Annotated in this window: 27 protein-coding genes and 1 pseudogene; 15 read left to right on the top strand and 13 right to left on the bottom strand. The window is 67.3% G+C overall.

The annotated features are described in order from the left end of the window. Window positions 1-10: 10 nt before the first annotated feature. The gene (locus tag AC1DQR_RS04320) at window positions 11-787 is read left to right on the top strand and encodes an exodeoxyribonuclease III (protein ID WP_174426066.1); all 777 of its coding nucleotides are present in this window, start codon (window positions 11-13) and stop codon (window positions 785-787) included. 24 nt (window positions 788-811) lie between these two features. On the opposite strand, the pseudogene AC1DQR_RS04315 reads toward AC1DQR_RS04320, so the two are convergent. Then, window positions 812-1,008: pseudogene (locus AC1DQR_RS04315) on the bottom strand (type II toxin-antitoxin system MqsA family antitoxin). 78 nt (window positions 1,009-1,086) lie between these two features. On the opposite strand from AC1DQR_RS04315, the gene argC reads away from it, so the two are divergent. Next, window positions 1,087-2,034: an N-acetyl-gamma-glutamyl-phosphate reductase gene (gene argC / locus AC1DQR_RS04310; RefSeq protein WP_416050253.1), complete on the top strand. Its 948-nt coding sequence runs from the start codon at window positions 1,087-1,089 to the stop codon at window positions 2,032-2,034. A 96-nt stretch (window positions 2,035-2,130) separates the two neighbouring features. On the opposite strand, the gene AC1DQR_RS04305 is transcribed toward argC, so the two are convergent. Further along, entirely contained in the window at window positions 2,131-2,604 is a 474-nt protein-coding gene (locus tag AC1DQR_RS04305) for an excinuclease ATPase (protein ID WP_477132582.1), read from the bottom strand. A gap of 75 nt (window positions 2,605-2,679) precedes the next feature. Next, window positions 2,680-3,678 carry a M48 family metallopeptidase gene (locus AC1DQR_RS04300; protein ID WP_463322594.1) on the bottom strand — a complete coding sequence of 333 codons (999 nt, stop codon included), beginning with the start codon at window positions 3,676-3,678 and terminating at the stop codon, window positions 2,680-2,682. Window positions 3,679-3,864: 186 nt separating this feature from the next. Here AC1DQR_RS04300 and AC1DQR_RS04295 point away from each other — a divergent pair, with 186 nt between their 5' ends. Beyond that, window positions 3,865-5,121 (top strand): muropeptide transporter, encoded by a 1,257-nt coding sequence (locus tag AC1DQR_RS04295; protein WP_416050251.1) that lies wholly within the window; start codon window positions 3,865-3,867, stop codon window positions 5,119-5,121. Window positions 5,122-5,183: 62 nt separating this feature from the next. Here AC1DQR_RS04295 and AC1DQR_RS04290 read toward each other — a convergent pair whose 3' ends face one another. Together AC1DQR_RS04290 and AC1DQR_RS04285 are read right to left on the bottom strand one after the other, a co-directional pair. Further along, window positions 5,184-6,014, bottom strand: a complete 831-nt coding sequence (locus AC1DQR_RS04290) for an acyl-CoA thioesterase (protein WP_416050250.1) — start codon at window positions 6,012-6,014, stop codon at window positions 5,184-5,186. A 99-nt stretch (window positions 6,015-6,113) separates the two neighbouring features. Next, window positions 6,114-7,058, bottom strand: coding sequence for a DMT family transporter (locus AC1DQR_RS04285; RefSeq protein WP_416050249.1), 945 nt, complete (start codon window positions 7,056-7,058; stop codon window positions 6,114-6,116). Window positions 7,059-7,179: 121 nt separating this feature from the next. Between AC1DQR_RS04285 and AC1DQR_RS04280 the strand changes: the two genes are divergently transcribed. Next, a complete protein-coding gene (locus AC1DQR_RS04280; RefSeq protein WP_416050248.1) occupies window positions 7,180-8,097 on the top strand; it encodes a LysR family transcriptional regulator in 918 nt (305 codons plus the stop codon). A gap of 40 nt (window positions 8,098-8,137) precedes the next feature. On the opposite strand, the gene metW is transcribed toward AC1DQR_RS04280, so the two are convergent. Together metW and metX are read right to left on the bottom strand one after the other, a co-directional pair. Beyond that, on the bottom strand, window positions 8,138-8,749 hold the full coding sequence (gene metW / locus AC1DQR_RS04275) for a methionine biosynthesis protein MetW (protein ID WP_416050247.1): 612 nt from the start codon (window positions 8,747-8,749) through the stop codon (window positions 8,138-8,140). Then, window positions 8,746-9,918: a homoserine O-succinyltransferase MetX gene (metX, locus tag AC1DQR_RS04270; protein ID WP_416050246.1), complete on the bottom strand. Its 1,173-nt coding sequence runs from the start codon at window positions 9,916-9,918 to the stop codon at window positions 8,746-8,748. The genes metW and metX overlap by 4 nt, the downstream gene beginning before the upstream one ends. Before the next feature lie 357 nt (window positions 9,919-10,275). Here metX and creB point away from each other — a divergent pair, with 357 nt between their 5' ends. The 5 genes from creB to AC1DQR_RS04245 all read left to right on the top strand — a co-directional run bounded on the left by creB (window position 10,276) and on the right by AC1DQR_RS04245 (window position 15,495). After that, window positions 10,276-10,974: a two-component system response regulator CreB gene (gene creB / locus AC1DQR_RS04265; RefSeq protein ID WP_416050245.1), complete on the top strand. Its 699-nt coding sequence runs from the start codon at window positions 10,276-10,278 to the stop codon at window positions 10,972-10,974. Between the two features lie 41 nt (window positions 10,975-11,015). After that, entirely contained in the window at window positions 11,016-12,458 is a 1,443-nt protein-coding gene (gene creC / locus AC1DQR_RS04260; RefSeq protein WP_477132581.1) for a two-component system sensor histidine kinase CreC, read from the top strand. Between the two features lie 110 nt (window positions 12,459-12,568). Next, window positions 12,569-13,996 carry a cell envelope integrity protein CreD gene (gene creD / locus AC1DQR_RS04255; RefSeq protein ID WP_416050243.1) on the top strand — a complete coding sequence of 476 codons (1,428 nt, stop codon included), beginning with the start codon at window positions 12,569-12,571 and terminating at the stop codon, window positions 13,994-13,996. Between the two features lie 16 nt (window positions 13,997-14,012). Further along, complete coding sequence (locus tag AC1DQR_RS04250; RefSeq protein WP_416050242.1) at window positions 14,013-14,570, top strand: metal-dependent hydrolase; 558 nt, start codon at window positions 14,013-14,015, stop codon at window positions 14,568-14,570. Window positions 14,571-14,673: 103 nt separating this feature from the next. After that, a complete protein-coding gene (locus AC1DQR_RS04245) occupies window positions 14,674-15,495 on the top strand; it encodes a DUF817 domain-containing protein (protein WP_416050423.1) in 822 nt (273 codons plus the stop codon). A gap of 53 nt (window positions 15,496-15,548) precedes the next feature. On the opposite strand, the gene slmA is transcribed toward AC1DQR_RS04245, so the two are convergent. Genes slmA through argB form a run of 3 tightly spaced genes read right to left on the bottom strand, consistent with a single transcriptional unit; the run spans window position 15,549 to window position 18,172 of the window. After that, window positions 15,549-16,208 (bottom strand): nucleoid occlusion factor SlmA, encoded by a 660-nt coding sequence (gene slmA, locus AC1DQR_RS04240; protein ID WP_477132580.1) that lies wholly within the window; start codon window positions 16,206-16,208, stop codon window positions 15,549-15,551. Further along, the gene (locus tag AC1DQR_RS04235; protein WP_477132579.1) at window positions 16,205-17,185 is read right to left on the bottom strand and encodes an HAD-IA family hydrolase; all 981 of its coding nucleotides are present in this window, start codon (window positions 17,183-17,185) and stop codon (window positions 16,205-16,207) included. Before AC1DQR_RS04235 ends, slmA begins: the two co-directional genes overlap by 4 nt. A 57-nt stretch (window positions 17,186-17,242) precedes the next feature. After that, a complete protein-coding gene (argB, locus tag AC1DQR_RS04230; RefSeq protein WP_006162725.1) occupies window positions 17,243-18,172 on the bottom strand; it encodes an acetylglutamate kinase in 930 nt (309 codons plus the stop codon). Between the two features lie 260 nt (window positions 18,173-18,432). On the opposite strand from argB, the gene AC1DQR_RS04225 reads away from it, so the two are divergent. From AC1DQR_RS04225 to AC1DQR_RS04215, 3 genes are all read left to right on the top strand, one after another. Further along, the gene (locus tag AC1DQR_RS04225; protein WP_416050240.1) at window positions 18,433-19,011 is read left to right on the top strand and encodes a sigma-70 family RNA polymerase sigma factor; all 579 of its coding nucleotides are present in this window, start codon (window positions 18,433-18,435) and stop codon (window positions 19,009-19,011) included. A 90-nt stretch (window positions 19,012-19,101) separates the two neighbouring features. Then, window positions 19,102-19,329 (top strand): zf-HC2 domain-containing protein, encoded by a 228-nt coding sequence (locus AC1DQR_RS04220; RefSeq protein ID WP_174426052.1) that lies wholly within the window; start codon window positions 19,102-19,104, stop codon window positions 19,327-19,329. Continuing rightward, on the top strand, window positions 19,326-19,553 hold the full coding sequence (locus AC1DQR_RS04215) for a cysteine-rich CWC family protein (protein ID WP_253930223.1): 228 nt from the start codon (window positions 19,326-19,328) through the stop codon (window positions 19,551-19,553). The genes AC1DQR_RS04220 and AC1DQR_RS04215 overlap by 4 nt, the downstream gene beginning before the upstream one ends. Here the strand turns inward: AC1DQR_RS04215 and AC1DQR_RS04210 are convergent, their stop codons facing one another. Then, a complete protein-coding gene (locus AC1DQR_RS04210; RefSeq protein ID WP_416050239.1) occupies window positions 19,554-20,066 on the bottom strand; it encodes a DMT family transporter in 513 nt (170 codons plus the stop codon). Between the two features lie 94 nt (window positions 20,067-20,160). On the opposite strand from AC1DQR_RS04210, the gene AC1DQR_RS04205 reads away from it, so the two are divergent. Next, complete coding sequence (locus tag AC1DQR_RS04205) at window positions 20,161-21,096, top strand: LysR family transcriptional regulator (protein ID WP_416050238.1); 936 nt, start codon at window positions 20,161-20,163, stop codon at window positions 21,094-21,096. Between the two features lie 35 nt (window positions 21,097-21,131). Here the strand turns inward: AC1DQR_RS04205 and AC1DQR_RS04200 are convergent, their stop codons facing one another. Next, on the bottom strand, window positions 21,132-21,611 hold the full coding sequence (locus tag AC1DQR_RS04200; protein ID WP_416050237.1) for a copper chaperone PCu(A)C: 480 nt from the start codon (window positions 21,609-21,611) through the stop codon (window positions 21,132-21,134). A 214-nt stretch (window positions 21,612-21,825) separates the two neighbouring features. Here AC1DQR_RS04200 and AC1DQR_RS04195 point away from each other — a divergent pair, with 214 nt between their 5' ends. Next, window positions 21,826-23,229, top strand: coding sequence for an ATP-binding protein (locus tag AC1DQR_RS04195; RefSeq protein ID WP_416050236.1), 1,404 nt, complete (start codon window positions 21,826-21,828; stop codon window positions 23,227-23,229). Next, window positions 23,226-23,849: a response regulator transcription factor gene (locus AC1DQR_RS04190; RefSeq protein WP_477132578.1), complete on the top strand. Its 624-nt coding sequence runs from the start codon at window positions 23,226-23,228 to the stop codon at window positions 23,847-23,849. The genes AC1DQR_RS04195 and AC1DQR_RS04190 overlap by 4 nt, the downstream gene beginning before the upstream one ends. A gap of 24 nt (window positions 23,850-23,873) precedes the next feature. Here AC1DQR_RS04190 and AC1DQR_RS04185 read toward each other — a convergent pair whose 3' ends face one another. Continuing rightward, window positions 23,874-24,170: a hypothetical protein gene (locus tag AC1DQR_RS04185; RefSeq protein ID WP_416050235.1), complete on the bottom strand. Its 297-nt coding sequence runs from the start codon at window positions 24,168-24,170 to the stop codon at window positions 23,874-23,876. Window positions 24,171-24,198 lie beyond the last annotated feature (28 nt).

Genomic DNA, 24,198 nt, shown 5'->3' with positions numbered 1-24,198 from the left:
ATTTCCCGAGATGTTACGGATTATCAGCGCCAACCTCAACGGCATCCGCTCCGCGGCCAAGAAAGGCTTTTTCGAATGGATGGGCAAGCAGGACGCCGATATGGTCTGCGTCCAGGAGCTCAAGGCACAGGCTGCCGACATGACGGAAGCGTTCCTGGCGCCACACGGCTACCACGGCTACTTCCATTATGCGGAGAAAAAAGGCTATAGCGGTGTCGGCCTTTACACGCGCCACAAGCCGGAGCGCGTGATCACCGGTTTCGGCATCGACGAGTTCGATAACGAAGGCCGCTATGTCGAGGTGCAGTATCCGCACCTCGCCGTAATCTCGGTCTATGTGCCCTCCGGCTCCAGTGGGGAAGAACGCCAGCAGGCGAAGTTCCGCTTCATGGAGGCCTTCCTGCCCCATCTGCTGCAGCTCAAGGCCAGCGGGCGCGAGATCGTGCTGTGCGGCGACGTCAACATCGCCCACAAGGAAATCGACATCAAGAACTGGAAGGGCAACCTGAAGAACTCGGGTTTCCTGCCGGAGGAGCGCAGCTGGATCGGCGAGCTGTTCGATGTGCACGGCTATGTGGACGTGTTCCGCAAGCTGGACCCGCGCCCCGAGCAGTACACCTGGTGGAGCAACCGCGGCCAGGCCTATGCGAAGAACGTCGGGTGGCGCATCGATTACCACCTGGCCACAGCGAAGATCGCCGAGACCGCGCGCGCCACCTCGATCTACAAGGACGAGAAATTCAGCGATCACGCGCCGCTGTCGATCGACTACGACTTCCCGCTGTAACAGGTAAGGCCGAGGGCGCGCCGGCTACGCCGAGCGCACCTCTTCGAGCAGCTCCGGGTGCCGCTCCAGCACCTTGAGCAGCTTGACCAGCGCCAGCGGCGGCTTGGTCTTGCCGGTCACGATTTCCCCGCACGCCGGACAAAAAGGCCTCCCGAGACCGCGGGAACGATGGCCGTTTCGCCCTTGTACGTATTGGGCACGTCGCGCGTGTCCTGCACCAGTTCCCCCCAACGTAGTTACAATGCTGGTTCCCATCCGATTCCGGCATGGGACCCTTCGTATTTCCGAGTGAGTCCGCCATGGTTTTCAAAGTGTTCGTAGATGGTCAGGAAGGCACCACCGGTCTCCGGTTGCTCGACTATCTCTCCGGCCGTTCCGATGTGGAACTGCTGCGTATCGCCGATGACAAGCGCAAGGACCCGGCCGAACGAGCACGCTTTCTGAATGCTGCCGACGTCGCTTTCCTGTGCCTGCCCGACGTTGCCTCCCGCGAGGCCGTGGCGCTGGTGACCAATCCCAATACCTGCGTGATCGACGCCAGCACGGCGTTCCGCACCACCGACAGCTGGGCCTACGGCCTGCCGGAACTCACGCGCGGCCAGCGCGAGAAGATCCGCACCAGCAAGCGCATTGCAGTGCCGGGCTGCCACGCCAGCGCCTTCCTGATGGCGGTGCGCCCGCTGGTGGAAGCCGGCGTGATGCAGGCCGACTACCCGGTCTCCGCGTTCTCGCTGACCGGCTACAGCGGTGGGGGCAAGCAGATGATTGCCGAGTTCCAAGCCGGCGGTAACCCGAAGCTGGACAGCCCGCGCCCCTACTCGCTCGGCCTCGCGCACAAGCATCTGCCGGAGATGCGCGTGCAGGCCGGCCTGGCGCAGGCGCCGATCTTCAACCCGATCGTCGGCAACTTCCTCAAGGGCCTCGCCGTGACGGTGCCGGTGTACCCGGATCGCCTGGCGCGCAAGGTCACGCCGGAACAGATCGCCGATCTGTACCGCAAGCACTACGAAGGCGAGCAGTTCGTGCGCGTGATGCCGGTGGGCGACGAGGCCAACCTGGACGGCGGCTTCTTCGACGTGCAGGCCAGCAACGACACCAACCGCGTGGACCTGTTCGTGTTCGGCTCGGCCGAGCGCATCGTGCTGATGGCGCGCCTGGACAACCTGGGCAAGGGCGCTGCCGGCGCCGCGGTGCAATGCATGAACGTGCATGTCGGCGCGGACGAGGCGACTGGCCTGAGCGCCTGACACGCTTAAGCGCTAGTGCGGCGGCACCAGCCGCACGAATGAAAAAAGCCGGCGATGGTTTCGCCGGCTTTTTTTCGCCCCGGGAAATCCCGTCGGTCAGATCCCGGCCTTGACCACGACGCCCTTGAGCGCAACGCCAAGGTAGGCGCTGCCTTTGGCGCAGACGTAGGTGCTGTCGCTGGCGGTCTCGTCGTCCTTCCAGTTGCTGCGGATATCGACCACGGCGCTGCCGCCTTCCTTGGTCGCGCACTGCTGCAACTCCTGCACCGCCTGCACGAAGAGGGTGGCGCACAACTCGTCGTCGGCCGGCGGCGGCGGGCCGCCGGTGGAGCGGCTGTTGTCAATAGGCCGGCGCATGCGCTTGACCGTCTTGAAAGACTGGCCGTCCTGGGTGCCCGGCAGCTTGTTGAAACCGAACAGCAGCCTGATCGACGGGTCCACGCGCTCCTTGGCCCCCGGTGTGGCCAGCGCCTTGTCGATCGGCATGCTCAGCAGCTGGTCGGCCGCCTGCGCACTGCCGCCCGCCAGCAACGCGCCGGCCATCAGACTGAATCGCATCCAACGCTTCATGGTCTTCTCCTCATTGCCCCGGTTCGATGTATTTATCGTACAGGATCCGCCATAAAGAGCGCCTCTCAGGCGTCTTTACTTTTTTAGTGGCTTTTGCCGGTCGTCGTCGCCGCTGTCGACCGGCGCGCCGCTCAGGTTGGCCATATTGGCCCGATAGGCCGGCAACTTGCCAACGCTGGAATCGATCGCGCGCGCGTAGAGCGGCAACACCTCGGGCAGGTGCTTCTCCAGCTCGGCGATGCGGGTGCGGCCCGATGGATGGGTGGAGAGGAACTCCGAGCCCGACTGCGCCGAAGATTGCGAGACCGCCCCCATCTTTTGCCACAGCGACACGGCGGCGCGCGGGTCGTAGCCGGCACGCGCGGCGATGTCCATGCCGACCAGGTCGGCCTCGGTCTCGTCCGAGCGCGAAAACCGCAGCGTGAGCAACTGCGCGCCGGTGCCAAGTGCCATATTGCCGAGGTTGCCGAAACCGAACAGTTGCGAGATCACGTTGGCGCCCAGGTTGGTGATCTCGGACTTGGCCGCCCGCTCGCGCGCATGCTCTTGCAGCGCATGGGCGATTTCGTGCCCCATCACCATGGCGACTTCGTCATCGGTCAGCTTGAGCTGGTCGAGCAGGCCAGAGTAGAAGGCGATCTTGCCGCCGGGCATGCAGAACGCATTGACCTGCTTGGAGTTGATGAGGTTGACTTCCCACTTCCATTGCTTCGCGCGCTCATTCCAGCGCGGGGTCTGCGGCAGGATACGCTTGGCGATGGCGCGCAGGCGCACCAGTTGCGGGTTGTTGTCGCCAACCAGTGTCTTCTTGGCCTGCGCCTCTTCCTTGAGTTGCTCGTACTCCTGCGAGGCCTGCTGCTCGATGACCTCGACCGGCACGATCTGGCGGATGGACGCGCCGCCGCGTTGCACGCGGATGCCATCTTCAGCGTCCTGCGGCTGGGCCTGGCCCTGGGCCTGGACCGCACTCATGCTCAACGCGGCGCTGGCCGCCAGCGCCAGCGCGGCCAGTCGACGTGGCAACGCAATCCCGGCCCGCCGGTGGCGGTACTGACAACGCTGGCGATCGGACATGGACGATTCCTTGGATGCGGTTTTCGGCAAGCAGGGTGAGCAAGGGTTGACGCGGCCAGGACACGGTCCAGGCCCCGCATATCCCGCGCATCGGGGCGGCGCTGACGGTAATGCAATAATACACGGCGCCTTGCCCGGCCTGATTGCTCCGATTTGCCCCGATTGCCCCGCTTGCCATCCTGATTCATGACCTTTCAAGCCTATCTCGACATTTTCCGCAATCGCCGCATCGGCGCCATGCTCACGCTGGGCTTCGCGTCCGGGCTGCCGCTGGCACTCACCTCCGGCACATTGCAGGCCTGGATGACGGTGGAAGGGCTGGATATCAAGACCATCGGCTTCTTCTCGCTAGTGGGCCAGGCCTATATCTTCAAGTTCCTGTGGGCCCCGCTGATGGACCGCTATACGCCGCCGCTGCTGGGCCGGCGCCGCGGCTGGCTGCTGGTGACCCAGATCGGGCTGGTGCTGGGCATCGCGGGCATGGCCTTCTGCCCGCCGCACGAGGCGCTGTGGACACTGGCGGCGCTGGCCACGCTGGTGGCCTTCTTGTCGGCCTCGCAGGACATCGTGTTCGACGCCTACAGCACCGACGTGCTGCGCGCGCCGGAGCGTGGCGTGGGAGCGGCGGTCAAGGTGCTGGGCTACCGGCTGGCGATGCTGGTGTCGGGCGGGTTGGCACTGTGGCTGGCCGACCGCGTGCTGGGCTGGCAGCAGATGTACCTGCTGATGGCGGGGTTGATGGGCATCGGCATCGTCAGCCTGCTGTGGGCGCCCGAGGCGGAATCGCCGGCGCGCACGCCGCGCTCCATGGAAGAAGCCATCCTGGGCCCGCTGCGCGACTTCTTCTCGCGCCCGGGCGCCTGGTGGCTGCTGCTGCTGATCGTGCTCTACAAGCTGGGCGATGCGTTTGCCGGCAGCCTGTCCACCACCTTCCTGATCCGCGGCGTGGGCTTTTCGGCCGGTGAAGTCGGCCTGGTCAACAAGACGCTAGGGCTGGCCGCCACCATTGTGGGCGCGCTGTTCGGCGGCACGCTGATGGTGCGCCTGGGCCTGTACCGCTCACTGATGCTGTTCGGCATCTTGCAGGGGGTGTCCAACCTCGGCTACTGGATCCTGGCGGTGACGCCGCCGCACCTGTGGACCATGGGCGCCACCATCGCCGTGGAGAACCTCTGTGGCGGCATGGGCACGGCGGCCTTCGTGGCGCTGCTGATGACGCTGTGCAACCGCTCGTTCTCGGCCACCCAGTACGCGCTGCTCTCGGCGCTGGCCTCGGTCGGGCGCGTCTATGTTGGCCCCAGCTCGGGCTACCTGGTGGAGGCCTTCGGCTGGTCGGCGTTTTACCTGAGCACCGTGGTGGCGGCGGTGCCCGGCGTCGTGCTGCTATGGGCGATGCGCAACACCGTGCATCGCTACGAAGCCCGGGCCCGCGCCGCGGCCTAGCCCCCCCCGACACCCAGCAGCGCGAGCGCTTACTCGCCTAGAGGCTGTTTCAGAATGGCCTCTTACTGCTTGTAGTAGACGATCTGGTGCGAGGTCGCGAGCAGTTCTCCCTGCGGGCTCCAGATCTGCGCGCTCTGGTCGAAGAAGCCCTGGCGGAACACCTGCGCCTGGGCGCTGCCCAGCACGTGGCTGTTGCCCAGCGCGGCCAGGGCCGGGGCATCGGCATGGAAATACGTGGTCAGCGACACCGTGCCGGCCGGCACGAAGCCGGCGCGCTTGAGGAAGATGCGCGGGTAGAAGGTGTCGCACCATGCCGCCATCGCGGCGAAATCCGGCGTGCGCGCGGGCGCGTCGCGCAGCCAGAACTGGGTCACGCTGTCCGGGTTCTCGGTGCCGGCCTCGACATTCGGCTTGGCGCCGCGCACCGGCCGCAACTCATACGCATCCAGCCAGCGCACCGGTGCGAAACCGGCCATCGGGGCGACATCGCTTGCCGGCGGCACCTGCGGGAACACGGCCTCGCCGCAATTCCAGGTCTCGCGGCGCACGGCGAAGAAGGCAGTGGCCGTGGTCGCCACTTCATCGCCCTGGCGCAGCTCGATGGTCCAGTGCTGGGTGTTGCGGTTGGTGCGCACCGGACGCGCTTCGATCACGAACGGCCCTTCGACGATCGGGCCGGCAAAGTTGACGGTCAGCGCGGACGGATCGCCCAGCCGCTCGGGATGCTGCAGCACGGCTTGCAGCAAGGTGGCCGCCGTGATGCCACCGAAGGGGCCGATCATGTTCCAGTAGGCCGGCGTGGTGCGGCCGTGGAAAAGATTGCCTCCCGCCGGCTCCAGCGCGATCGCGTGGTCGAAGGAATGGATGGTCTGGCTGGCTGGCGTGGCGGACATGTTGGGGACCAAAAAAGTACGATCGTTCGATAATACTGCAAACGGCAGACAGGCGCTGGCACCGCGTCAACCGGGCGCCCCCTCCAATCCGCCGCCGGGTCAGCCCCCCGCCCGCGCCCGCCGCAGCGGATTCCAGCCAAGCTGGTTGCCGATCACCGCCAACAGGATCAGCGCCATGCCAGCGAGCTGTAGCGGCGTGAGCACCACCCCGAACACCAGCACATCAATCACGATGGCCACCAGCGGATAGACAAACGAGAGCGTGGCGATCGACAGCACGTTGAGGCGCTGGAAGGCGCCATACAGCAGCGTGTACATCACGCCCGTATGCACGAGGCCTAGCGCCAGCAATGCCCCCCAGGTCCGCCCGCCGAACGTCTCGACCGCCGGATGCGCCAGGGGGAACAGCATGACCACCCCCATCGCCATCTGCAGGCCCGCGATCTGCCCTGCCGGAATCCCCTTGAGGCGGCGCGTGGCCATGGTGGTGATGGCGTACAGCAGCGCCGCCAGCATCGCCAGCCCGACCCCGGCCAGCATGCCGCCGGTGGCACCGCCGTGCTCCAGCCCGGTAATCAGCACCACGCCGCCAAAGGCCAGCACCAGCCAGGCAAGCCGCCCGGGCGCGATGGCCTCGCGCTGGAACAGCGCCGCCAGCAGCAGCAGGAAGAAGGGCTGGGTGTGATAGACGACCGTGGACACCGAAATGCCGCTGTACGAATAGGCAGAGAACAAGGCCAGCCAGTTGAGGATCAGCGTAACGCCGCCCAGCGCCAGCCAGCCCCAGTCGCGGGCGCGCATGGGCTGCCAGCCGCGCCGCAGGGCGAGCGTGCCCAGCAGCGCGGCGCCGCCGAAGATGCAGCGAAAAAACACGACGTCCGGCGGCGACTGCCCGCTGGTCACCACGAACCAGCCGATGGTGCCCGACAGGGCCATGGCGGCCACCATGCGCCAGGCACCGCCACGCCGGGCGGGTTCCGTGGCCTGCGGGGCCGGGGTGGCGGCCGGGGAAGCCACGGCGGCGCCAGATCGATCGATATTCATGGATGTCTCCTACGGAGCTTCGTACGCTTGGACGTCATTGTTCCATCGTGCATTCAGGTCAACAATCCATCCGATAAGCAATTACTATTTGACCTGTGATCACAAATGCGAGAGCCAGCCCATGCCGGTCGCGCAACTCAACGCCATGGCCGTATTCGCCCGGGTGGTGGAATGCGGTAGCTTCTCCGCCGCCGCCCGCGAGCTTGGCATGACACCCTCCGCCGTCAGCCGCCATGTGACGCGGCTGGAAGCGGCCATCGGCGCGAGCCTGCTGCAACGGACCACGCGCGCCTTCACCCTGACTGAGCTCGGACAGGCCGTGCACGCCGCGTGCGCCCGGATGGTGGCCGCGGCGCAGGAAGTCAGCACGCTGGCCAGCGACCACGGCGGCGCGCCGCACGGCGTGCTGCGGGTCAGCGCACCAGTGGTGTTCGGGCAGGCCTGGCTGGCGCCGCGGCTGCCGGCCCTGCTGGACCGCTTTCCCGCGCTGGACCTGCAACTGACGCTGGCGGACCGCCTGGTGGACCTGGTGGAAGAAGGCGTGGACGTGGCCATCCGCATTGCGCGCGAACTGGCGCCGGGGCTGGCGGCGCGGCCAATCCGCGCGGTGCGTTACCGGCTGGTGGCAGCACCCGGCTGGCTGGCGCGGCATGGCACGCCAGCCGAGCCGGCGGCGTTGGCCGGGCATCGCTGCCTCTACCTGGGCTATGGCGCCTTCGGCGAGCGCTGGAGCCTGCGGCGCAGGCGCGACGGGCAGACCGTGGCGCTGCGCATCCCGCCCAAGGTCACGCTCAACAACAGCGCGGCCATTGTCGCCATGGCGCAGGCCGGCGGGGGCATTGGGCTGGTGCCGGACTTCTCGGCCGCCGCGGCGCTGGCGTCGGGCAGCCTGGTACCGGTGCTGGACGACTGGGAAATCCTCGAACCCTACGTGGGCACGGCCTTCGCGGTCTACACGCCAACCCGCCACCTGGCCCCCAAGGTGCGCGCCTTGATTGACTACCTGGTGGCGCAGGCCGCGCTGGAGACCAGCGGCTAGCGTTGCGGGCAGCTAAGCGCAGCCCCCCGCCCTCGCCGGTTCAGGTGGCGCAAACCCGGTACACCGCCAGGCTGCCGCGCCAGTTCGAGCCCCAGTTGACCGTCACGCCCTCGTGCATCACCACGCGGTCGAGGATGCGCAGGCCGACCTTGGACGCCAGCGATTCAAAGTCGCTGATGGTCAGCACCCGCACGTTCGGCGTGTTGTACCACTGGTACGGCAGCGCCTCCGACACCGGCATGCGCCCGCGGAACACCGACAGCCGATGCGGCCAGTAGCCGAAGTTGGGGAAGGACACGATGCATTCGCGCCCCACCCGCAGCGTCTCGCGCAGGACCTGCGCGGTGTTGTGGATGGTCTGCAGCGTCTGCGACAGGATCACCGTATCGAAGCTCTTGTCCTCGAACAGCGCCAGGCCGCCTTCCAGGTTCTGCTGGATCACATGCACGCCCTTCTGCGCGCATGCCAGCACGCCTTCGTCCTGGATCTCGATGCCGTAGGCCTGCACGTCGAGCTCGTCCTGCAGCACGCGCAGCAGGCTGCCATCGCCGCAGCCCAGGTCGAGCACGGTGGAATTGGGCTCGATCCAGCGCGCGATGGCGCGGAAGTCAGGGCGCAGCGCCAGGATATTGGGGTTGGCCGCGGCGTTCATGCGCCTATCTCCTCGGCGATGCGTTCGTAGTAGGCGCGCATCAGGTTGTGATAGCGCGGGTCGTCCAGCAGGAAGGCATCGTGCCCGTGCGGCGCATCGATCTCCGCATAGCTGACCGGGCGCTTGTTGTCGAGCAGGGCCTTGACCAGCTCGCGGCTGCGATTGGGCGCGAAGCGCCAGTCGGTGGTGAAGCTGGCCACCAGGAAGCTGGCCTGCGTCTGCGACACCGCGCGCGTGAGATCGCCGCCGAAGGCCAGCGCCGGATCGAAGTAGTCGAGCGCGCGCGTGATCAGCAGGTAGGTGTTGGCGTCGAAGTACTCGGCAAACTTGTCACCCTGGTAGCGCAGGTAGCTCTCCACCTGGAACTCGACATCGAAGGAGAAGCGGATGTCATCGGTCTTGAGCTCGCGGCCGAATTTCTCCGCCATGTCCTCGTCGGACAGGTAGGTGATATGGCCGATCATGCGCGCCACGCGCAAGCCGCGCTTGGGCTTGACGCCGTGCGCGTAGTAGTTGCCGCCATGGAAATCGGGGTCCGACAGGATGGCGCTGCGCGCTACCTCGTTGAAGGCGATGTTCTGCGCCGACAGCTTGGGCGTGGAGGCCACCACGATGCAGTGGCGCAGCCGATCGGGGTACATCAGGCTCCAGGCCAGCGCCTGCATGCCGCCCAGGCTGCCGCCCATCACCGCCGCGAACTGGGTGATGCCGAACCGGTCCGCCACGCGCGCCTGGGCATTGACCCAGTCTTCCACGGTGACCACCGGGAAGGTGGCGCCGTAGGGCTGGCCGGTGGCGGGGTTGGCACTCATGGGGCCAGTCGAGCCGAAGCAGGAGCCAAGGTTGTTGACGCCGATGACGAAGAAGCGGTCGGTGTCGAGCGGCTTGCCCGGGCCGACCATGTTGTCCCACCAGCCGACATCGCGCAGGTCGTGCTCGTACACGCCGGCCACGTGGTGCGAGGCGTTAAGCGCGTGGCACACCAGCACGGCGTTGGAGCGGGCGGCGTTGAGCGTGCCGTAGGTCTCGACCATCAGGTCGTAGTCGGCGAGCGAGGTGCCGTTGCGCAGCTTCAGCGGCTCGGTGAAATGCATGCACTGCGGCGCGACGATGCCGACCGAGTCGGTCGGCAGGGCAAGCGCGGCAGGAGGCGGAGCTACGTCTGTCATGGAATAAGCCCGTTGGCAAACAGGCGTAAAAAAACCCGACCGGCCTTGCGTGGACGTTGCCTGCGGATGACATCAAACCTGACATCAAGCACAGCATCAACGACGGCGCAGCCAAATCGGGTTTTGCACGGGTCTTGCGTCCCGCGTGCCGGTGCCTTGCGTGGCAGGGAACCGACCCACCTCTTTAGCCGCATTTATATTGGCTGCCGGAACCCCCAAAACCAATCCTCCAGGGGTTACCATGCCGCCGCGCGCCCGCAAGCCAGTCTTCAAATCGGCGCGACCCGCTTATTATAGAGCAAACAAACGCGCCGGCGGCGGCGCGCCGCCAGACGCTAACCCAACGCCAATCCAGCCTTGACGAAACCACCCAGCATCCTGGTCATCGAAGACGAATCCGCGATCGCGGACACCATCCTCTATGCGCTATCCACCGAAGGCATGACGGTCGAGCACTGCGCGCTTGGCAGCGCCGCGCTGGCGCGCCTGCGCGCGCAGGCGCCGGACCTGGTGATCCTGGACGTGGGCCTGCCCGACATCAATGGCTTCGAAGTCTGCCGCACGCTGCGCACCTTCTCCGATGTGCCGGTGATCTTCCTCACCGCGCGCAACGAGGAAATCGACCGCATCGTCGGCCTGGAAATCGGCGCCGACGACTATGTGGTGAAGCCCTTCTCGCCGCGCGAGCTGGCGGCGCGGGTGCGCGTGATCCTGCGGCGTGCCGGCAAGCGCGCAGCACCGCAGGCGCCGGTGCAAGCCCCGGCGCCGCCCGAAGGCTTCACGCTCGATGCCGACGGCGCGCGCCTGGCCTGGCGTGGCCAGTGGCTCGACCTGACCCGCTACGAGTACCGGCTGCTGGCCTTGCTGCTGCAGCACCCCGGGCGCATCTATTCGCGCGCGCAGCTGATGGACCTGGTCTGGCACGACGCGGTCGACACCATCGACCGCACCGTCGACACGCATATCAAGACGGTGCGCGCCAAGCTGCGCGCGCTCGATCCCGAGTGCGATTCGATCCGCACCCATCGCGGCATGGGGTATTCGCTCGAAGGCTGAGCCCCTCCTTCACTTCACTCACAACGCACCCACGGCTACGCATGCATATCGGGCTTCGCATCTTCCTCGGCTTCTTCCTGATCGTCGGGCTGGCGGCTTTCCTCACGCTGCGGGTGTTCGTGCAGGAAGTCAAGCCCGGCGTGCGGCAGGCCATGGAAGACACGCTGGTCGACACCGCCCACGTGCTGGCGGTGCTGGCCGCCGACGACATGAAGAGCGGCCGCATTGCCAACGGCGCCTTCGCGCGCCGCCTGGCGCGGCTGCGCGAGGACAAGGTCGACGCCAATGTGTGGGGCATGCACAAGGATGCGGTGGGCTACCGCATCTACATCACGGACGAGCGCGGCATCGTGCGCTTCGATTCCGGCGAGGCCGCCGTGGGCGCGGATTACTCGCGCTGGAACGACGTCTACCGCACGCTGCGCGGCGAGTACGGCGCGCGCAGCACCCGCGCCAACCCCGACGACGACGCCAGCACGGTGATGCACGTGGCAGCACCCATCCGCGACGGCRACAAGACCATCGGCGTGCTGACCGTGGCCAAGCCCAATGTGACCATGGCGCCGTTCATCGAGCGCAGCCAGCGCAAGATCCTGCTCAACGGCCTGCTGCTGATGGGCGGTGCGTTCGTGATCGGCCTGGCCTGCACGCTGTGGCTGGTGCACGGCCTGCGCCGCCTGCAGCGCTACGCGCGTGCGGTGGCGTCGGGCGAGCGTGCCGAGATGCCGCTGCGCGGCGCCAGCGAGCTGGCAGAGCTGGGGCGCTCGGTGGAGAGCATGCGCCTGCGGCTGGAGGACAAACAGTACGTCGAGCACTATATCCACACGCTGACGCACGAGATGAAGAGCCCGCTGGCGGCCATCAGCGGCGCCGCCGAGCTGCTGCAGGAGGACATGCCGGCCACCGACCGCAACCGCTTCGTCGCCAATATCCACCGGCAGGCGCAGCGGCTTGAGGAAATGATCCGCAAGCTGCTGGCGCTCGCGGCGCTGGAGCAACGCCAGAGCCTGGAGACCCACGCGCCGGTTGCACTGGAGCCGCTGATCGAGCAGTTGCTGCATGAGCTGGAGCCGCGTGCGCGCCAGCGCGACCTGACGCTGCGCTTGCTGCCGCCGGGCCCGCCCGCAGCGGTGGTGAGGGGCGATCCATTCCTGCTGCACCAGGCGCTGGGCAACCTGCTGGAGAATGCCATCGACTTTGCGCCCGCGGCCAGCACGGTCGACGTGTCCGTGGCGCACGGCAATGAGCCCGCGCACAGGATCGCCGTGCGCGTCACCGATCACGGCCCCGGCGTTCCCGACTATGCGCTGCCGCGCCTGTTCGAGCGTTTCTATTCGCTGCCGCGCCCCGGCGGGCAAGACAAGAGCACCGGGCTGGGCCTGTGCTTCGTACGCGAGATCGCCACGCTGCATCACGGTGACGTCACGCTGGCCAACCGCGCCGAGGGTGGCGCGTGCGCGACGCTGACGCTGCCTGCGGCGTAGCGGCTTCACATTCAACACACAATCGCGCGAATCGCTTCACGCAGGCTTCCGCGGCGGCTCACATGGCAAGCCTAAGCTAGCGGCATCGTCACTCCCGCGCGCCTGCCGCCATGAACCGAATCCTGTTTTTCAAGTCCGCCATCACGGCGTTCCTGATCCTGCTGATCCTGATCCCGCTGCACCTCGTGGGCAACGCCGTGCAGGACCGCAAGCACTACCGCGAGGAAGCGGTGCGCAGCGTCTGGCAGAGCTACGCCGGCCCGCAAACCCTGACCGGCCCGGTGCTGGTGCTGCCGTACAAGGAGATCCTGCGCGTGACGGACAGCAGCGACCCCAAGCGGCCGAATGCCACCGTGCTGCAGGCGGAGGCCGGGCAGTTGCTGGTCTTCCCCACCACGCTGCGGGTCAAGGGCGAGGTCACGCCGAGCGAGCGCTACCGCGGCATTCACAAGGTGCTGGTGTACGAGATGCAAAGCCGCTGGCAGGGCACCATCGCGCTGCCCGATCCGGCCGAGCTGCCGCGCTCGGCCGGCCACGTCGGCTTTGAGGTGGGCCAGCCGTACATCACGATCGGCATCAGCGACACGCGCGGCCTGATGGCGGCGCCTGCGTTCGAGCTGGACGGCAAGGCGCTGAAGCTGGAGCAAGGCGCACTGCTCAAGAGCCTGTCCCAAGGCCTGCACGCCGAGATCGACCTGCCGCCCGCCAAGGCCGCCAAGCCCGGCCTGGATGGCAGGTCCGCGCAGGCACAGCGCGTGGTGCCGTTCTCGCTGACCTTGCCGCTGCTGGGCGCGCAGTCGCTGGCCTTCACCCCGGTGGGCGACCAGAACGATATCTCGCTCGATTCCGCCTGGCCGCATCCGAGTTTCGACGGTGACTTCCTGCCGCGCACCCGCAGCGTGACCGCGCAGGGCTTTCGCAGCAACTGGAGCGTGACCTCGTACAACACCAAGGCCCGCGGCCAGCTCGCTGGCTCGGGCGACGGCACGCTGGAAACGGTGTCGGTGACGCTGATCGATCCGGTCAACATCTACCTGCAGGCGGAGCGCGCGGTGAAGTACGGCGCCATGTTCGTGCTGCTGACCTTCGCCGGCTTCTTCATGTTCGAACTCATCAAGCGCCTGCGCATCCACCCGATCCAGTACCTGCTGGTCGGCCTGGCGCTCGCGGTGTTCTTCCTGTTGCTGCTGAGCCTGTCCGAGCATATCTCGTTCGCGCTGGCCTACCTGGCGGCCAGCGGTGCCTGCATCGGGCTGCTGGGCTTCTACCTGTCGTTCGTGCTGCAGAGCTGGCGGCGCGGGCTGGCCTTTGCCACGCTGCTGACGGTGCTGTACGGCGCGCTCTATGGCCTGCTGCTGTCGGAGGACAACGCGCTGATGCTGGGCTCGCTGCTGATGTTCGTGATCCTGGCCGCCATCATGGTCATGACCCGGCGCATCGACTGGTACGCCGCGGGCGCCGCATGGCAGCCGCTGCGCGACAAGCCTGCTGCCCCGTCCGGCGAAGAAGACGCCGCCGCGGCCCCGGCATCAGCCTGAACGAAGGCGCAACGCCATGCCAACCTACCTTCATTGCGCCCCGCCACTCGCGCTGGCGGCCGTGCTGGGACGGCGGCGGGTGCCGGCCGGCCTGCTGCTGGCTGGCGTCGCGGCGAGCATCGTGCCGGATGTCGACATGCTCAACGTCTGGTACGCCGGGGTGCGCTACAACACCTTGCTGGGCCACCGCGGCCTGACCCACTCGATCGGCTTCGCGGTGGCGCTGGGCCTGCTGGCCGCGCTGGCGGCGCGGCGCTGCGGCTGGCAGCGCGGCATCGCGTTCCTGTTCATCACGCTAAGCACCGTGTCGCATCCCTTGCTGGACCTGCTGACCGACCGCGGCATCGGCACGGCGCTCTTCTACCCGCTGACGGCGCAGCGCGTGACCTTGCCATGGCGGCCGCTGCCGCTGGCCGGCGCGGGCCTGTTTGGCGCTGCGCGCTTCTGGCTGGAGTGTGCGTGGATCGGCCTGCCGCTGCTGGCATTTGCCGCGTTCGGTGCTGCGCTGCGCCGCTGGTTCGATCACATCCGGCCAGTCAATCGCCGCGTGCCGGTACGCGCCTGTGCGGACTGACGCCAGCATGACAACCACCGCTGCACGCATGCGCGATTCGCTCGGCTCGCACCCTGAGCTGCACTACGGCCATGGCCCCGCGCATCACCGGCTCGACCGTATCCTGACCGCGCCACGCCCTGGCCTTGCGCTGACCGGCGCGCGGCGCGGGCTGTGCGAGTTCCTGGCGTTCGGCGTCAAGGAGGCGCGCTCCTGCCTGTTCGCGGGGCTGTTCTTCCTCTGCGTGTTCGCTGTCCCGCGCAGCGGCTTGCTCGGCATCCCGCGCTACGATCTCCTGCTGGGGGCGGCGCTAGGCATTCAGGCGGCGATGGTGTGGGCGCGCCTGGAAACGCTGGACGAACTCAAGGCCATCAGCCTGTTCCACATCGTGGGCTTCGCGCTGGAGGTGTTCAAGGTCTCGGGCGGCATCCAGTCATGGAGCTATCCTGACTTCGCCTACACCAAGATGCTGGGCGTGCCGCTGTTCTCGGGTTTCATGTACGCGGCGGTAGGCAGCTACATCATCCAGGCCTGGCGCATGCTGGACGTGAATGTGCGCCATCACCCGCCGTACTGGATGGCGGGCCTGATGGCGGCGCTGGTCTACGCGAACTTCTTCACCCATCACTTTATCGGTGACTACCGCTGGTACCTGGCTTGTGGCATCGCAGGCCTGTACGCGCGCACCACAGTACGCTTCCGCCCGCTGGACCGCGAGCGCGAGATGCCGCTGTTGCTGGCCTTCGTGCTGATCGGGCTGTTCGTCTGGATCGCGGAGAACATCAGCACGTTCTTCGCGGTATGGCACTACCCCAACCAGCTTGGCGCGTGGTCGGCGGTGCATGTGGGCAAGTGGAGTTCCTGGTCCCTGCTGATCGTGATGACGTTTACCATCGTGGCCAACCTGAAGCACATCAAGGCCAGCATCCATGTGCCGGCGGCCTGAAAACAAGAAAGGGCAGGCGCAAGCCTGCCCTTGTTCATGACCGCTGGCGCAGCCTAGCCGAGCAACACGCGCAACTGCGCGTCCGCGTTCTCGCTGGGCAGTTTGCGAAAGCCGCTCTTGGCATAGCGATGCCACTGCCCCTGCACGGTCGCCACGATCAGCGCGGCGCGCACCGGCACATCGGCGTCGGGCGGAAACGCACCCTGGCTGATGGCGATCTTCAGGCACTGCCGCAGCGAGGCCTCGATCCGGTCCACTACCTGGTTGATGCGCTCCTGCAGGCGATCGTGCTCGCCCACCAGCGCTTCGCCGGTCAGCACGCGCGTCATGCCGGGATTTTTCTCGGCAAAGGACAGCAGCATGCGCACCACGGCGTGCGCCTGGCGCAAGCCATGCTCTTCCTGGGTGGTGATCTGGTTGATCAGTCCGAAGACGGTCTGCTCGATAAAGCCAATCAGGCCTTCGAACATCTGCGCCTTGCTGGCGAAATGGCGGTACAGCGCCGCCTCCGATACGCTGAGCTTGGCAGCCAGCGCCGCGGTGGTGACCTTTTCCCCGCGCGGCACTTCCAGCATCCCGGCCAGCGTCTGCAGGATCTGCACACGCCGCTCGCCAGGACGCGGGCGTTTGCGTGCCGGCGCCCCGTCCGCGCCTGCGCCCTGCCCGGCGGCGGCCTCAGCCGCACCCGATGGGTGCCCGTTACTGTGCATCATGACCCGATTCTCCGCATTCGTCGTTGGAGTTGATGCATGGATTGTACTTTTACGTCCACATAGCCGGGGCGATTTACGATCCGCGCCCGCACGCGCGGCGCCGATGCTGGCAGCGCCTGCGGCGCTGTCGTGCCAGTCGCCAGCGCGGGCGGATCCTGCGTCTCGGCCGCCACCAGCGTCACTGAATGTTCTTGCGCAGCATGGCCGGTGTGCTGGCGGTCCTCCGCATCCAGCGTGCTGCGCAGCACGGCGTCGCCGCTGGCGCCCGCCACGGCGGAGCCCGCGGGCATCGGCACGTCGTGCGGACGCGATGGCGCCAGCGTGCGCAGGTAGCCCGTCACCCAGGCCGTGCGAATGCCCGTGCCCGCGTAGCGCTTGAGGTGAGACAACGTGTCTTCCACCAGCACCGCGCGGTGCGGCGCCACCCGCTGCTGCACCAGCAACCGGCGCAACATGCGCCGGTCCGGCTTGGGCCGCAGATGGCCGTGCACCCACATGTCCTCAATGGCGACCACCCGCTCGAAACACCGCTGGATGCCGGCCACCTTYATGACCGCGCGCGCGTATTGCTCCGGTGCGTTGGTCACCAGGATCTTGCGCCCGGGCAGGCGGCGCAGGTGGCCGACCAGGCCGCGCTGCACCCGCACCATCTCCGCCAGTTCGGGGAAATCATGCGCGGCGCGCAGGAAGTCGGCCGGGTCCACGTTGTGGTGGCGGATCATGCCCAGCAGCGTCGCGCCATAGCGCTGCCAGTACTTCACCCGAACCTCGCTGGCGGTGGCCTCGTCACTGCCCAGCACGCGCGCGACATACGCCGTCATCAACTGGTTGATGGCGGGAAAGATCGCATGCGACGCGTCGTGCAGCGTGTTGTCGAGGTCGAACAGCCAGACCGTGCGGCCGGAATTGTCGCCCGCGGGGCGGCGTCGGCGCGCACCGCGCGGGCTGCGGCGCAAGGGCGGGGAAATAGAGGGCACGCGGGAAGAAAAAGAAGTGAAGCGGCAGCGCGCGGCGCGCGCTGCCGTAGATGCGTTCTAGTGCGAACGGATCATGGTACCGAACGCTTGTTCGGTCAGGATTTCAAGCAGCAGCGAGTGTTCGATGCGGCCGTCGATGATGTGCACCGAATTCACGCCGCTCTTGGCCGCGTCCAGCGCCGACGAGATCTTGGGCAGCATGCCGCCGGAGATGGTGCCATCCGCGAACAGTTCCTCGATCTCGCGCGCCGACAGGTCGGTCAGCAGGTTGCCGGCCTTGTCCATCACGCCCGGGATGTTGGTCATCATGACCAGCTTCTCGGCCTTGAGGATCTCGGCCATCTTGCCCGCCACCACATCGGCGTTGATGTTGTAGGCCTGGCCGTCGTCGGAAAAGCCGATCGGCGAGATCACCGGGATGAAGGCGTCGTCCTGCAGGGCCTTGACCACCGCCGGGTTGATGGCCTCGATATCGCCCACGAAGCCGATGTCGATGAAGGCGCCGGGGCTTTCGCGGTCCGGCATCTTGAGGCGCTTGGCGCGGATCAGGCCGCCGTCCTTGCCAGTCAGGCCCACGGCCTGGCCGCCATATTGGTTGATCAGCATGACGATGTCCTGCTGCACTTCGCCGCCAAGCACCCATTCGACCACTTCCATGGTCTCTTCATCGGTGACACGCATGCCCTGGATGAACGTGCCGACCTTGCCGACCTTCTTCAGGGCTTCGTCGATCTGCGGGCCACCGCCGTGAACCACGACCGGGTTCATGCCGACCAGCTTGAGCAGGATCACGTCGCGCGCGAAGCCGTGCTTGAGCTTTTCCTCGGTCATCGCGTTTCCGCCGTACTTGACCACAATGGTCTTGCCGTGGAACTTGCGGATATAGGGCAGCGCCTCGGCAAGGATTTCGGCCTTGAGGGCTGGGGCAATTGCGGCCACCGCGGTAGCGGCAGGCCCAGGGGTGTCGGCGTTCATGGCAAGGGACATCCGTGAGATTCAACAGGTATCATGGCAATTCTGACCGGCGGTGAGCCATTGGTTAAGGGGCTTTTTACCCCGAATAGGCCACCTCCGGCCGCGGCAGGCGCCGATTTTACAAGAAACCGCGGCGCACGCGTGCAGACGGTGGTGCAGCGGGGGTTCAAAACCGGTGCATGCGTACTGCGGCGCACCATGGCGTTCTATCCACGCAACAGTTGTCCAACGGTTGTCCAACAGTCGCATCGCCACCGAATAGCGGCAACACAATGAGCCTGCACCCCGACGATCTTAGCGCCCTGCGCCCCCATTTGCTGCGCTTCGCCCGCCTGCAACTGCGCGACCAGGCGCTGGCCGAGGATACCGTCTCCGACACCCTGGTGGCCGCGCTGGAACACCCGGAGCGCTTCAGCGGCCAGTCCGCGCTGAAGACCTACCTCATCGGCATCCTCAAGCACAAGATCATCGATACGCTGCGCAGCGGCCGGCGCGAAATACGCCTGACCCTGAGCGGCGGCGACGAGGACGGCGAGGCGCAGTCGGATATCGACGCCTTCGACGCCCTGTTTGCCAAGAACGGCCACTACCATACGCCACCTTCCGACTGGGGCAACCCGGACCGCGCGCTGGAGCGCCGCGAGTTCTTCGAGATCCTCCAGCTGTGCGTGGACAAGCTGCCCGCCAAGATCGGCCGGATTTTCATGATGCGGGAATGGCTAGAGCTGGAAACCGAAGAAATCTGTCAGGAACTCGAGATCACGACGACTAATGCCTGGGTCATGCTGTACCGAGCCCGCATGCGCCTGCGCGAGTGCCTGGAACTGAACTGGTTTGGGCAGAAGGCGTGAGCGCCTGACGCTCGCCCGAGCTTGTAAGCAGGCCGGGGCAGCCAGGCAAGCTGCCCCGGCCCGAAACCGCCTCTCCGACCGAAGGAAGCCATGCCTGATACGCCCTCCCGCCGCCGGCTGCTGCCAAACTGCCGCGAGATCCACCACCTGACCATGGAAAGCATGGACCGGCCGCTGAGCTGGTTCGAGCGCGTGCGCATGCGCGGGCACATGGCCATTTGCGATGCGTGCACCAATTTTTCGGGCCAGATGCGGCTGATGCGCTCCGCCATGTCCCGGCTGGGCCAGGAAGACGAGCTGCCCGGGGACAAGCCGTGAGCGATCCGGCCACGGTGCTGACGGGGCAGTTGCGCCCCATCGAGCATTGCAGCGCCTGCGGCGCCGGCTTTGTCTGCGGCTATGCCGCCGGCCTGCCCCACTGCTGGTGCGCCACCCAGCCGCTGCTGCCCGCCCGCCAGATCGTGCCGGGCCAGCACTGCCTCTGCCCCGCCTGCCTGGCACGCCGCCGCGAGGATGCCGGCCAGGCGCAAGCCAAGGGCTGATCAGTTCGCCGCCTGCGCTGGCGTTGTGCTGGCCGCGCCCGCCGCGGCGAACTGCATCACCACCACCCCCAGCACCACCAGCGCGGCGCCGGCCATGCGCCCCGGCGTCACGGCACGCGCCGCGAAGCCCGCCAGGCCAAACTGGTCCAGCAGCAGCGCGCCCACCATCTGCCCCGCCACCACCGCCGCAATAAAGCCGCCGGCGCCCAGGCGCGGGGCCAGCACCAGCGCCACGGTAATGTAGAACACGCCCGCCACGCCACCGACCCACATCCAGCCCGGCCCGCCCACCGCCAGCGAGGGCAGCGGAATCTTCAGCAGCCACAGCAGCGGCACCACCACCACCAGGCTGACCAGCAGCGACACCACAGTGGCCCATAGCGGATGGCCCAGGCTGCGCCCGAGCGCGGCGTTAGCGCCGGCCTGAAAGGGGATCACCGCCCCGGAAACAATGGCCACCAGGACGGGAACCAGGCCGGCAAGCGCCGGCGAAAAGTGATTTATGCCATGCATCTTGGCATCTCCTTCGCCAAAAATTGGATGCCTCAGTGTGAAATATTGCGCCGCGAATTACCAATTCTCGTTTCATAGCGTTAATATGCGCCGCATGAATGATCTCCGCGGTATCGACCTGAACCTGCTGGTGGTGCTGGAAGCCCTGCTGGCCGAACGACATATTTCGCGCGCCGCGCTGCGCCTGCACCTCAGCCAGCCTGCGGTGAGCCACGCGCTGGGCCGCCTGCGCCAGTTGCTGGACGACCCGCTGCTGGTGCGCGGCCAGGGCGGCCTGGTGCCGAGCGCGCGCGCCCACGAACTGGCGGGCCCGCTGGCCGAGGCGCTGGCGCAGGTGCGCATCCTGCTGGGGCCTTCCGGCTTCCAGCCCGCCACGGCGCGCCGCAGCTTCCGCCTGGCCATGTCCGACTACGGCGCCATGGCGCTGCTGCCCGGCCTGCTGCGCGCGGTGCGCAAGATCGCCCCGGGCATCGACCTGGTGGTCAGCCAGGCCAGCCGCGAAGCCATGACTGCCAAGGTCGCAGACGGCGAGATCGACCTGGCGCTGGGCGTGTTCGGGCAGCCCCCGGAAGGCGTGCACTGCACGGAGCTGTTCGAGGAAACCTATGCCTGCATGGTGGATGCGGCCACGGTGCGTGGCCTGGGCAAGCTTGACCAGGTTGCGTACCTGGCCCGCTCGCATGTGCTGGTGGCGGCCCACAGCGAGCGCGTGGATGCCATCGACGCCGCCGTGGCCAAGGTGGGCGGGCGGCGCAAGATTGCCTGCGTCCTGCCCCACTGGAGCGTGGCGCCAGCGCTGATTGCCGGCACCAACCTGGTCCTGACCACGGCGCGACGCAGCCTGGCCGCGTTCGAGGAGGACCCGCGCTTCGCGGTGTTCGATCCGCCCTTCCCCCTGCCGGGCTTTGGCTTCAGCCTGATCTGGCACGACCGTACTGGCGCCGATCCCGGCCATAGCTGGCTGCGCGACCGCGTGATCGCGGTGGCTGCCGGCGACGAGCCGGACGACGCGATCAGCCTGCGCAGCTAGGCAGCCCGGCTAGCTGCCTGTACGGCTTCAGTGCTTCAGTGCTTGTGGTCACCGTGCGCGCCGGCGGCCGGCGCCGTTGCGGTGAGATCGCGCACTTCGGCGTCGACCTTCTGCTCGGTCACCTTGCCGCCCTGCTCGATCTTGAGCGTCAGCGGCACGGTGTCACCCTTCTTCAGCGGCGCCTTGAGGCCCATCAGCATCACGTGATAGCCACCCGGCTTGAGCTCGACGTCCTGCATGCGGGGCAGGTCGAGCGCGCCGATGGCGCGCATGCGCATCACGTTGCCATCCATCTTCATCTCATGCACTTCGGCTGTGGCTGCCGCCGGCGTGCTGACGCCGATCAGCTTGGCGGGCTCGTGCGCATGCAGGGTCATGAACACGCCGGTGGCGGTCTGCGCCGGCACGGTGCCGCGCGCCCAGGCGTTGCTGACATCGACCTGGGCAAAAGCCGCGTTCGAGCACAGCGCGGCGAGCAGGGCGGCGGGCACCGCGGCGAGGAATCTGGCTTGCATCTGGACTATCTCCACTGAGATTCAAAAGACTGCACAAAGAGAACATTAGACCATGGCGTCCCTGGCGACGTGAGCCAGGCGGCGCAAATCGAGGAACCGGCCGGTTGGCTACCCGGCAGCGAACCGTTCAGTCTGGCAGCGGCCCCGGCGCCAACCAATGCGGCACGGTGTCGCACGCGGCAGGCCGGGCGCCGGTCGTTGTTAAACTCGCGGCATGGATACCATCGCAGCCGTGCCGCCAGACACGGCCCCCTCCCGCCCCGCCTCCGCCACGAGCATCATCCCGGTCCGCCACAACCTGATGAGCCTGCGCCGCCTGTTCTGGCTGCGCTGGGCGCTGATGGGCGGGCAAGCGGTGCTGCTGGTTTCGTGCGAGGCCGTGGCCGGCGTGATCCTGCCATACAGCCCCCTGCTGGCGATCCTGTCCCTGCAAGCGGTGTTCAACCTGCTCACCGGCCTGCGCCTGCGCATGCACACCAGCCGCGGCGGCATGCCGAGCGATGCCGAGCTGATGGGCCAGCTGATGGTCGACCTGACGGCGCTGTCCGCCAACCTGTTCTTCACCGGCGGCGCGACCAACCCCTTTGTCTCGTTCTACCTGCCGGGCCTGGCGATCGCCGCCGCCATCCTGCCGTGGCGCAACGTGATCGCGCTCGCCGCCTACGCGATGGCCTGCTACAGCCTGATGCTGATCGAGTATGTGCCGCTGAACCTGCACAACCCGGACAACGCCATCAACTATCACCTGGCCGGCATGTGGCTCAACTTTGTCGCCAGCGCGACCATGATCGCGGTCTTCGTGGCGCGTCTGTCCGGCGTGCTGCGCCAGCGCGACGCGGAGCTCAACCTGGCGCGCGAACAGTTGCTGCGCGACGCGCGCATCGAAGCGCTGAACGACCAGGCCGCGGCGGTCGCCCACGAGATCGGCACGCCGCTGGCCACGCTGGCGGTCATCGCCGGCGAGCTGCGCGCCGACGCGGCGGACCCGCGCCTGGCCACCACGCAAGTGTCCGCCTACCTGCCGGACCTGCAGACCATGGAACAACAGCTCGAGCTGTGCAAATCGATCCTGGCCCGCCTGCGCGACGACCACGAGACCGCGGCGCCGCAGCGCATCGATGCGTGGCTGGACGGTTACGTGGAACGCTGGCAATTGCGCCACCCCCATGCCCGGCTGGAAGCCAATGCCATTGGCGAAGCCGCGGCCCTGCCGGTAGAGGCCGCGCGCGTGGGGCAGATCCTGACGATCCTGCTGGACAACGCCGCGCGCAGCCAGCTGGCCGCGGGGCACGAGCAGATTCCGCTGCGCCTGGCCATCGCGCTGGAGGACAACCGCGCGCTGCCGACGCTGATCTTCCGCGTCACCGACCGCGGCCTGGGCATCCCAAAATCCCAGCGCGCGCGCCTGGGCGAAGCGCCGATGACCAGCATGCATGGCGGCCAGGGCATTGGCGTGTACCTGGCACAAAGCGCGGCCCAGCAGATGGGTGGCCGGCTGGCCTGGCATGACCACCATGAGGGCGGCACCGTGGCCGAGCTGCGCCTGCCCGCGCCCTCCCTGGCAGCCTTACCGGCCGCCTCACCGTTTGCCTCACCCCTGACAACGAGCCCGCGATGACCGACGCACTACACGATCCCGCCGCCGATGGCGCACAGCCCGGCGCCAGCGATGCCGCTCCTTTCCTGGTCGTCGACGACGATGCCGTGTTCGCGGGCGCCCTGGCCCGCGCGCTGACGCGCCGCGGCTACGCCGTGCAGATCGCCCATAACCGCCAGCTGGCGCTGGCGCTGGCCGCACAAACGCCGTTTGACTACATTACGCTGGACCTGCACCTGAGCGCGCCGCCGGAAGCCGGCAGCACCGCGCCAGCCGAGTCTGGCCTGCAACTGGTCGCGCCGCTGCGCGCGGCGTTGCCCGATGCGCGCATCCTGGTGCTGACGGGCTATGCGAGCATTGCCACCGCGGTGGCCGCGGTCAAGCACGGCGCCGATGAGTACCTGGCCAAGCCGGCCAATGTGGATTCGATCCTGACGGCGCTGATGGCCGGGGTATCGGAAGACGCGGCCGAAGCCGCCATGGAAGAGCCGGTGCCGCTATCGGTGGCCCGGCTGGAGTGGGAGCACATCCAGCGAGTGCTGTCCGAACACGAGGGCAATATCTCGGCCACCGCGCGCGCGCTCAATATGCATCGGCGCACGCTGCAGCGCAAACTGGGCAAGCGTCCGGTATCGCGCTAGGCGTTCGCCCCGAATCCCGCAAGCTCAGAGGCGCAACTGCACGTAGTCCCAGTCCAGGTCCTCTTCCCGCCCGGTGGCTTGCTCGGCAATGCGCAGCGCGTCGCTGGCATGGCGGTCGGCACGCGAGCCGAGATCGCCGGCCTGCACGGCCAGTTCCACCGCGGCTTGCGGCGTGGTGCCGGCCAATACGGCGGGCTTCGCCACCACTGGCGCGCTCGCCTGGCGATATACGGGCGCGGCCTCCGGGCGCACGCAGAGAAAGACAGTGGCCGCGGCAAGGCCGCACAGTACGCCGAACGAGGACAGTAGCTCGCGTTTCATTTCGTTTCTCCTGCCAGGTTGGTGGTTG

This window comes from Cupriavidus sp. 05L411 (genome assembly GCF_056398045.1).
Note: the sequence above shows the minus strand (reverse complement) of the source record. Positions and strands in the feature narration are given on the sequence as shown.